Genomic DNA, 9,310 nt, shown 5'->3' with positions numbered 1-9,310 from the left:
GCACGGCGGCGAGGCCGCCGGGCCGCCCCAGCTCCGCGTCACCGCGCCCGCCGGGCAGGCGGCGAAGGTGACGGACCAGGCCCGCGAACGGCTGCGGGCGGCGGGCGTCACGGCCACCGTCGAGCCGGTCAAGGGCGTCGTGGTCGCGGCCCTGGGCAGCTCCGCGGACGCGGCCGCGGTCGACCGGGCGCGTACCGCGCTGGCCGGGCTCGTTCCCGGCCGCACGCCCACCACACAGAGCGACGACCGGCGCTTCGGCACCCAGATCCTGGCCGACGTCCGGGTGGGCACGATCGTGGTGCTGTCGGTGTCGTTCCTGGTCGCCATCGCCAGCTCGGGGATCACCGCCACGTCGTCGGTGCTGGACCGGCGCCAGACGTACGGGCTGCTGCGGTTGGCCGGGACCCCGCTGGAGGTGCTCGACAGGGCCAGGCGGGCCGAGACGCTCATCCCGCTGACCGTGATGGGCGGCGGGGCGATCCTGGTGGGGGCGTTCTGCGCGCTGCCTTTCATGATCGGCGGCGTCAACGTGGTCGGGGTGGTCACGCTGGTGGGCTGCGTGGTCGCGGGTTTCGCGGGGGTGGTCGGCGCGGGCGCGCTGAGCAGGCCGCTGCTCCGCTCGGTGACCGCCGACCCGGCGCCCCGCCCCGACTGACCGCCGCGCGGGCGGGGTTCGTCAGCCGAGGACGAGGTCGCGGACGAGCTTGAGCGACGGCTCGTCCCTGACGCCCATGACCAGCAGGCTCGTGACCGGGCTGCGGTGCCACAGCTCCAGGCGTTCCTTGATCCGGCCGGGCGGGCCCACGAGCGAGATGCCGTCGGCCAGCTCGTCCGGGATCGCCCGGAACGCCTCGTCTCTGCGCCCCGCCAGGTAGAGCGCCTGGATGTGCTCGGCGGCCTCGGCGTATCCCATCCGGCCGATGATGTCGGCGTGGAAGTTGCGCTGTTTGGCGCCCATGCCGCCGATGTACAGCGTCAGCATCGTCTTCACGCCGTCCAGCGCGGAACGCACGTCGTCGGAGATGGTCACCAGCACCATGGCGGCCACGTCGAAGCCGTCGGGGGCGCCTGACAGCGCGTCGCCGTACATCTCCCCGATCTTCTCGGGGAAGGCGAACAGCGGCAGCCATCCCTGGGCCACCTCGGCGGCCAGCGCGACGTTCTTGGGCCCCTCCGCCCCGAGGTAGACGGGGATGTCGGACCTGAGCGGATGCGTGATGAGCTTGAGCGGCTTGCCCAGCCCGCCGGGCAGCGGCAGCGGGTAGTGTTCGCCCTCGCTGGTGACCGGCTCCTCGCGGCGCCAGACCTTGCGCATGATCTCGACGTACTCGCGCGTCCTGGCCAGCGGCCTGGCGAACGGCCGGCCGTACCAGCCCTCCACGACCTGCGGCCCCGAGGCGCCGATGCCGAGCAGCAGCCGGCCGCCGGTGAGGTGGTCGAGCGTCATCGCGGTCATCGCGGTCGTGACGGGCGGCCTGGCCGAGATCTGGGCGATCGAGGTGCCCAGCTTGATACGGCTGGTACGGGCGCCGTACCAGGCCAGCGGGGTGAACACGTCGCTGCCGTACGCCTCGGCCGTCCACACCGAGTCGTAGCCGAGCCGTTCGGCGGCCAGGACGGATTCGGTCGCGTCGTCGGCGTTGCGCTGCCAGTAACCGAGGTTCAGGCCGAGCTTCATGAGACACCTCCGGAATTAAGTTCTATTACCCCTGTGGGCCGTCAGAGTGTCAATGGCGGATCTATCGGGGAAGTCACATTCTGTGCTCAAGGCTCTCTGTCGTCTCGCCTGCCTGCTGCTTCTCCTGCCTGCGGCCGAACCCACGGTCGCCGAGGGTGACTCCAGGCCGAACATCGTGGTCGTGCTGGCCGACGACCTGGAGAGCGGCACGCTGCCGTACTTCCCGAACATCTCCCGGCACCTCGTACGGCAGGGCGCCTCGTTCGACCGGTTCTTCGTGACCAACTCCTGGTGCTGCCCGTCGAGGTCGTCGATCCTGCGCTCCCAGCACGTCCACAGCCACAGCGTGTGGACCAACACCGCGCCGGAGGGCGGTTTCGACCGATTCCACACGCTCGGTCTGGAACGTTCCACGATCGGCACCTGGATGCAACAGGCCGGCTACCGCACGGGGCTCATGGGCAAGTTCCTCAACCACTATCCGGGGGCGAGCGCTCCCGAGACGTTCGTGCCGCCCGGCTGGAACGAGTGGGCCGTGCCCGTGCGCGCCCTCTACGAGGAGTACGGCTACCGACTCAACGAGAACGGCACCCTGTACGACTACAACTGGTCCGAGCACGCCTATCTCTCCGACGTGCTGGCCAACAAGGCGTATGACTTCATCAGAGGGTCGGACAAGCCGTTCTTCCTCTTCCTGGCCCCGATCGGCCCGCACAACCCGGCCAACCCGGCCCTGCGGCACATGGACGCGTTCCCGATGGCCAAGGCGCCGCGCACGCCGTCGTTCAACCAGGACGACGTCAGCGCCGAGCCGCTCTGGCTGCGCACCCGGCCGCCGCTCTCGCCCATGCTCGTCGACGAGGTCGACGAGCGCTTCCGCGCCAGGCTGAGGTCCATGCTGGGGGTGGACGACCTGGTCGGGGCCGTGGTCCACGCCCTGCGCGACTCGGGGAAGCTCGACGACACCTACATCTTCTTCAGCTCCGACAACGGCTTCCACCTCGGAACACACCGGCTCAAGCAGGGCAAGACCACCCCGTTCGAGGAGGCCATCAGGGTTCCGATGGTCGTCCGCGGTCCCGGCGTCGAGCCCGGCTCGATGATCAACCAGATGGGAGCCGCGATCGACCTGGCGCCCACGATCGCCGAACTCGGCGGGGCCACGGTGCCGCCCTTCGCGGAGGGCCGCTCCCTGGTGCCGCTGCTGCGCGGGCGACCGCCGGACGAGTGGCGCACCCAGGTGCTCGTGGAGTTCGCCAGGCCGTCCGACCGCTCCTCGGCGGCCCAGACGCCGGTGCCGGCCTATCAGGCGCTGCGCACCGAGCAGTACGCGTACGTGCGCTACGAGACGGGCGAACGCCAGCTCTACGACCTCGACGCCGACCCGTACGAGCTGCGCAACCTGGCCATGACCGCCGATCCGGGGCTGGTGGCGCGGCTGGACGCGCGGCTGGCGGGCATGGTCGCGTGCTCCGGCGCCAACTGCAGGGAGGCCGACCGGCAGGAATGACGGCCGGTCAGCGAAAGAGCGAGGGGTAGGCGTGCGCCAGATGGTCGGAGACGGCGCGGACGGCCTCGTCCCGGTCGCCGCGGCCGATGGCCTCCAGGATGCGAACATGGTCCGCGCGCAGGACCGACGTGTCGCCCAGGCGCTGGACCGCTTCGACCGAGTACCTGCGCATGGAGTCGCGGAGTGAGCGCATCATGGCGGCGATGAGGCGGTTGCCCGAGGCGTCCGCGATCGCGCGGTGGAAGGCGATGTCGTGCTCGACGAACTCCTCGGCCGACGTCGCCGCGTCCATCCCGGCCAGGGCGGCGGCCAGGCCCGAGGTGTCGGCCCCCGCGGTGGCCGCGTGCGCGGCGGCCCACTGCTCGATCATGTGGCGGGCGTCGATGACCTCGCGCATCTCCAGGCTGGCCAGGCCGAGGTGGAGCCTGAGCAGGTCGGTCAGCGGCGAGTCGGGGCGAGAGGTGAGCACCGCGCCCGCGTCAGGCCCCCGGCCCACCTGTGAGGAGACCACGCCGAGCGTCTCCAGCACGCGCATGGCCTCGCGTACCGAGGAGCGGCTGACGCCCAGTTGCTCGGCGAGGTGGCGTTCGGCGGGCAGCCGGTCGCCCGCCGTCAGGCCGTCCTCGGCGATACGCCGCTCGATCTGCGCGAGCACGTCCTCGAACGCCCGCGTTCGCTTGACGGGACGCCAGCCGGTGCCGTCCAACGAAGCCTCCGATGGTGGCCGGGGAAAGGTGTGTTAGATATGGTCTGACCATACAGTGGTCGGACCATACCGTTGGCCATCACTTTGGAAGGAGAGTCGTGCGAGTCGCCCTGTTCATCACGTGCGTGAACGACACGCTCTTCCCGGGCACCGGCAAGGCCGTCGTGTCGCTCCTGCGCCGGCTCGGCTGCGACGTCGACTTCCCCGCCGCCCAGACGTGCTGCGGGCAGATGCACGTCAACACCGGTTACCGGGAGGAGGGCGTGCGGCTGGCCCGGCACTTCACCGAGGTGTTCGCCGGGTACGACGCCGTCGTGGCGCCGTCGGGGTCCTGCGCGGCCATGGTGCGCGAGCAGTACCCGAGGCTGGCCAGGCCGGGCAGCAGGGGAGCGGCGGCGATCGCGGAGGTCGTCCCGAAGGTGTATGAGCTGTCCGAGTTCCTGATCGACGTCCTGAAGGTCGAGGACGTCGGCGCATATTTCCCGCACCGGGTGACATATCACCCGACGTGCCACTCGCTCCGCAGTCTCCGCCTGGGCGACCGGCCCACCCGGCTCCTCCAGCACGTACGCGGCCTGGAGCTGGTCCCGCTGCCCGGCGCGGAGGAGTGCTGCGGCTTCGGCGGCACGTTCGCGGTCAAGAACCCGGCGGTCTCCGCCGCGATGGGCGCCGACAAGACCCGCAGCATCCTCGACACCGGGGCCGAGGTGCTGTGCGCGGCGGACAACTCCTGTCTCATGCACATCGGCGGCACGCTGAGCCGCCAGCAGACCGGTGTCAGGACGATGCACCTGGCCGAGATCCTCGCGTCGACGGAGGGGGCCCGATGAGTGCGACATTCCTCGGCATGCCCGGAAATTTCCCGGAGAACGCGCAAAAAGCCGTTCAAAACTCTCAGCTTCGCTTCAACCTCCGCAAGGCCACCCACACCATCCGTGGCAGGCGCGCGAGCGTCGTGGGCGAGCTGCCCGACTGGCAGGAGCTCCGCGCGGCCGGCAAGGCCATCAAGGACCACACCCTCCGCCACCTCGACCGCTACCTGCTCCAGCTCGAAGCGGCCGTGACCGGGGCGGGCGGCACCGTGCACTGGGCCAGGGACGCCGCCGAGGCCAACCGCATCGTCACCGGCCTGGTCCAGGCCACCGGCGAGACCGAGGTGGTCAAGGTCAAGTCGATGGCCACCCAGGAGATCGAGCTCAACGAGGCGCTGGCCGCGCACGGCATCACCGCGTACGAGACCGACCTGGCCGAGCTGATCGTCCAGCTCGGCGACGACTTCCCGAGCCACATCCTGGTCCCCGCGATCCACCGCAACCGGTCGGAGATCCGCGAGATCTTCCTGGAGAAGATGCCCGAGGTGTCACCCGACCTCACCGACGACCCGCCCGACCTGGCCGAGGCCGCCCGGCTCCACCTGCGCGAACGCTTCCTCAGGAGCAAGGTCGCGATCTCCGGCGCCAACTTCATGGTGGCCGAGACCGGCACGCTGGTGGTGCTGGAGTCGGAGGGCAACGGCCGCATGTGCCTGACCCTGCCCGAGACCCTCATCAGCGTGGTCGGGATCGAGAAGCTGCTGCCGTCCTGGCGGGATCTGGAGGTGTTCCTCCAGCTCCTGCCGCGAAGCTCCACGGGCGAGCGGATGAACCCCTACACGAGCATGTGGACCGGCGCGGTCGAGGGCCAGGACTTCCACCTGGTGCTGCTCGACAACGGTCGCACCGACGTGCTCGCCGACGAGGTCGGCCGCCAGGCGCTGCGCTGCATCCGCTGCTCGGCCTGCCTGAACGTGTGCCCCGTGTACGAGCGCGCCGGCGGCCACGCGTACGGCTCGGTCTACCCCGGCCCCATCGGCGCGATCCTCACCCCGCAGCTCAGGGGCATGTCCTCCGACCTGGACGCCTCGCTGCCGTACGCCTCCAGCCTCTGCGGCGCCTGCTACGAGGCGTGCCCGGTGGCCATCGACATCCCGGAGGTCCTGGTGGACCTGCGGGCGAAGGCCCCGCACGCCGCTGCGGAGCGGGCCGGGATGACGGCCGCCGGCTGGATACTCAACGATCACCGGCGGCTGGCCAAGGCGCAGCGCGCGGCCATCCGCCTGCGCAAGCTGGTGCCCAGGCGGCTGCCGGGCCCGCTGTCGGCGTGGACCGACACCAGGGACGTCCCCGAGATCCCGGAAGAATCCTTCAGAGACTGGTGGGAGCGGAATGAGCGCGCGTGAGGAGATCCTCGCCAGGGTCCGCGAGGCCGTGGCCGGCGCCGAGGACGTCGAGATCCCCCGGCACTACCGGACGGAGCGGGAGGTGGCCGACCTCGTGGGGCTGTTCGCCGAGCGGGTGGACGACTACCGGGCCATCGTGCACGTCGTCCCCGAGGCGGAGGTCCCAGGCCGGATCGACGCCGCCGTGGGCGAGCGGCGCATGATCGTGCCCGACGGCTTCGACCGGGCCGGCGGCTGGGCCGATCTGAAGACGGCCGACGGCGTGATCACCAACTGTGCCGTGGCCATCGCCGAGACCGGCACCATCGTCCTCGACCACGGCCCCGGCCAGGGCACGCGGGCCCAGACCCTGGTGCCCGACTACCACCTGTGCGTCGTACGGGCCGATCAGATCGTGGCCGGCGTGCCCGAGGCCGTCGCCCGCCTCGACCCGGCCCGTCCACTCACCTGGATCAGCGGCCCCTCGGCCACCAGCGACATCGAGCTGAACCGGGTCGAGGGCGTGCACGGCCCCCGCACCCTCGAAGTGATCATCAGCACCTGACCGCTCAGCACCTGACCGCTCAGCACCCGAGCGCTCAATACCTGAGCGCTCAATACCTGAGCACCGCCGCGACCTCCGGCACTCCGTCCGTGAACCACAGCTCGGCGTCCGTCATCGCGGCGGCCCGCACCAGGGCCGAGTCGGAGCGCTCGCGGACGGGCTTTTCCACGCCCCAGTGCCGCAGCTCGCCCTCGTCGGTGGCGAGCTGCGTGCCGGCCTCGCCGATCCAGACGGGAGCGGGCAGGTCGCCGGGCACGAGCACCGCGTGCACCCGGCCCTCGCGCAGCGCCTGGGAGACCCTGGCCATCCCGCACGGCCCGGCGGACTCCAGGTGCCGTTCGAGCAACTCGGCGCGGCGGCGGGCGAGCCAGTCGTCGAGGGCCTGCTCCACGTCCTGCTCGAACCGGCCGTGGTCCTCCCGGCTGCCGTGCTCGACCATCGTCACCCGGTCGGCGGCCTTGGTGCCGAGGTGGTGCAGCAGGTACGAGCGCGACTTCGGCTCCCCGGCCACCAGCACCATCTCGACGCGGACGCGGCGTACCTGCTCGTCGATCTCCTGGGCCACGGCCGCCGCGTTCTTCTCCCAGGTCTCGTCCACGGCCCGCTCGTACCGCTTCTGCGACCAGCCGCCCTGCGCGGTCTTCTGCAGCGGCCACGAGGCGGCCGCCACGGTGGCCCTGCGCGGCGCCCCGCACCCGAACACGGTCAGCTCGGCCCCCGCGTGGTCCACGATGACCCGCAGGTGCGGCACATTCTCGCCGCGGGCCATCAGCATGGGGGTGACGTGCGGCAACGGCGTCCACGTGGCCAGCTCGGACGGTGCCCGCGGCAACGACTCGGCCACCACCACGTCACCGTGCGTGGCGAACAGCGCACGCCCCGCGGCGGCCCGCAGGGCCTCCTCCTCCAGCGCGTCCAGGGTCGCCTGGTCGGCCTGGTGGTCGAGCCGGTCGCGCACGCCGCGCCAGTGGGACTCCCGCTCGGGCCCGGTGAGCGCGCCCAGGTACACCGACGCGTACGGGCCGCGCCTCTCGTAGAGCGGCCGGATGAAGTCGAGCCGCACCGGTCACCACCTCCGCTCCTCCACGCCCAGCCCCAGGGCCTTGGCGACGTCCGCCACGTTCACGTAGCGACGTTCAGGGAGGGACTCCACCATGTCCGACACCCGGTCCGGCGCGTCCGCGCGCTCGGCATGCCGCGCCAGCTCCTCCTTGGACGCGGGCCAGCGGGCGTCACTGAGCCATTTCGCGAGGTCGCTGCGGATGTTCACACCGCGTGGCGTGATTCCGGCCGCAGTGCCCGGCGCGTGTCCTGGCGGGTACGAACCAAGCGCATCCTCACCGGCCGCCGGCATGGCCTCGGGCTGCTTCCACTCCTCGGCGTGCGTGGTGCCGCCACCGCGTATCAGGCCCTCGGTCTCGTGCTTCTGCTGGTCGTCGAGGCGGGGGTTGTGCTTGTCGCTCCCACGTTGCATGGTTTCCTCCCTCCTCTCAGTGCGCCCCTACCCCCGCTTTCGTGGGCAAACATCGCGGGTGTGTACCCTGCCCAGCGTGTTCGTCCCCGATGTGAGCATCACCGCGGCACGGCTTACGCTCCGGCCGTTCGGCCCTCACGACGCTCCCCGGATCCGCTCGATCGTGCAGTCCGGCGCGCGGTTCCTGCCGCCTGGCGCGCCCGCCAAGCCGTCCGGGGTCCCCCAGTGGCTGGAGATCGGCGTCCACGAGCTGCACCGCTCGGGGCAGGGCGTCCATCTGGCCATGACCGAGGCCGACGGGCTGATCGTGGGCGCGATCAGCCTGTTCAAGACCTCGTGGAGCGCGGGCACGACCGAGGTCGGCTACGGCGTGCACCCCCTCTATCGCAGCCGCGGCTTCGCCACCGAGGCCGTGTGCGCGCTGGCCGCCTGGACCTTCGAGAACACCGGCCTGCGCCGGATCGACCTGACCGCGAACCTGGACAACCTGGCCTCGCTCCGCGTCGCCCAGAAAGCGGGCTTCACCTGGGAAGGCGTGCTGCGCGCAGCCGTGCTCGAAGCGGACGGCCCGCGCGACCTGGTGCTGTTCGGCCTGCTGCGCGAGGACGGCCGCCTGCCCTCCGACACCCTGCCCAGGACCGAGCTGCGCACGCCCCGGCTGCTGCTGCGCCCGCCGTCCCTGGCCGACGTCCGCGACCTGGCCGCGACCGGCGGCGACCCGCTCACCCAGGCCATGACGGGCATCCCCCGCGACTACTCCGAGCAGCACGCGCGGGCGTTCATCGAGCACGCCGAGCGGGCGCGGATCAGGGGCGCGGGCATCGCCTGGACGGCCGAAGAGCTGCGCACCGGCCGCTTCGCCGCGAACCTGGACCTGCGCGACGTCGACTGGAACCACCGGACCGTCGAGATCGGCTACATGACCGCGCCCTGGGCCAGGGGCAACGGGTACGCGGGAGAGGCCGTGCAGGCCGTCGCCCGCTGGCTGTTCGAGCAGCAGGGCTTCAGCCGGCTCCAGCTCCGCGCCGCCCCCGGCAACACGGCCTCCTGCCGGGTGGCGGAGAAGGCCGGCTTCGTCCGCGAGGGCGTCGCCCGTGCCTCCCTCGACGGCGAGGACCTGGTGGTCTTCAGCCTCATCCCCGCGGACCTGCCGTGAGGGCACACCGGACTGACCCCCGTA

The 9,310-nt window shown here is 71.5% G+C and carries 9 protein-coding genes and 1 pseudogene; 6 read left to right on the top strand and 4 right to left on the bottom strand.

The features are described from left to right. Window positions 1-655: pseudogene (locus ABD844_RS00515) on the top strand (FtsX-like permease family protein); the annotation flags it as partial. Window positions 656-676: 21 nt separating this feature from the next. Here ABD844_RS00515 and ABD844_RS00510 read toward each other — a convergent pair. After that, a complete protein-coding gene (locus ABD844_RS00510) occupies window positions 677-1,678 on the bottom strand; it encodes an LLM class F420-dependent oxidoreductase (RefSeq protein WP_344871725.1) in 1,002 nt (333 codons plus the stop codon). A gap of 82 nt (window positions 1,679-1,760) precedes the next feature. Here ABD844_RS00510 and ABD844_RS00505 point away from each other — a divergent pair, with 82 nt between their 5' ends. Then, window positions 1,761-3,188 carry a sulfatase family protein gene (locus ABD844_RS00505; RefSeq protein ID WP_344871723.1) on the top strand — a complete coding sequence of 476 codons (1,428 nt, stop codon included), beginning with the start codon at window positions 1,761-1,763 and terminating at the stop codon, window positions 3,186-3,188. A 7-nt stretch (window positions 3,189-3,195) separates the two neighbouring features. Here ABD844_RS00505 and ABD844_RS00500 read toward each other — a convergent pair whose 3' ends face one another. Beyond that, window positions 3,196-3,894: a FadR/GntR family transcriptional regulator gene (locus tag ABD844_RS00500; protein ID WP_344871721.1), complete on the bottom strand. Its 699-nt coding sequence runs from the start codon at window positions 3,892-3,894 to the stop codon at window positions 3,196-3,198. Window positions 3,895-3,992: 98 nt separating this feature from the next. Here ABD844_RS00500 and ABD844_RS00495 point away from each other — a divergent pair, with 98 nt between their 5' ends. The 3 genes from ABD844_RS00495 to ABD844_RS00485 are packed head-to-tail and all read left to right on the top strand — an operon-like array spanning window position 3,993 to window position 6,656. After that, a complete protein-coding gene (locus tag ABD844_RS00495) occupies window positions 3,993-4,724 on the top strand; it encodes a (Fe-S)-binding protein (RefSeq protein ID WP_344871719.1) in 732 nt (243 codons plus the stop codon). Beyond that, window positions 4,721-6,112, top strand: a complete 1,392-nt coding sequence (locus ABD844_RS00490) for a lactate utilization protein B (protein WP_344871717.1) — start codon at window positions 4,721-4,723, stop codon at window positions 6,110-6,112. The genes ABD844_RS00495 and ABD844_RS00490 overlap by 4 nt, the downstream gene beginning before the upstream one ends. After that, window positions 6,099-6,656, top strand: a complete 558-nt coding sequence (locus ABD844_RS00485; RefSeq protein ID WP_344871715.1) for a LutC/YkgG family protein — start codon at window positions 6,099-6,101, stop codon at window positions 6,654-6,656. Before ABD844_RS00490 ends, ABD844_RS00485 begins: the two co-directional genes overlap by 14 nt. Before the next feature lie 49 nt (window positions 6,657-6,705). Here the strand turns inward: ABD844_RS00485 and ABD844_RS00480 are convergent, their stop codons facing one another. Together ABD844_RS00480 and ABD844_RS00475 are read right to left on the bottom strand one after the other, a co-directional pair. Beyond that, entirely contained in the window at window positions 6,706-7,719 is a 1,014-nt protein-coding gene (locus ABD844_RS00480; protein WP_344871713.1) for a baeRF2 domain-containing protein, read from the bottom strand. A gap of 3 nt (window positions 7,720-7,722) precedes the next feature. Next, window positions 7,723-8,130 carry a DUF2795 domain-containing protein gene (locus ABD844_RS00475; RefSeq protein ID WP_344871711.1) on the bottom strand — a complete coding sequence of 136 codons (408 nt, stop codon included), beginning with the start codon at window positions 8,128-8,130 and terminating at the stop codon, window positions 7,723-7,725. Window positions 8,131-8,206: 76 nt separating this feature from the next. Here ABD844_RS00475 and ABD844_RS00470 point away from each other — a divergent pair, with 76 nt between their 5' ends. After that, a complete protein-coding gene (locus ABD844_RS00470) occupies window positions 8,207-9,286 on the top strand; it encodes a GNAT family N-acetyltransferase (RefSeq protein ID WP_344871709.1) in 1,080 nt (359 codons plus the stop codon). Window positions 9,287-9,310 lie beyond the last annotated feature (24 nt).

The organism is Nonomuraea antimicrobica (assembly GCF_039536965.1).
GTDB classification, from domain to species: Bacteria; Actinomycetota; Actinomycetes; order Streptosporangiales; family Streptosporangiaceae; genus Nonomuraea; species Nonomuraea antimicrobica.
Note: the sequence above shows the minus strand (reverse complement) of the source record. Positions and strands in the feature narration are given on the sequence as shown.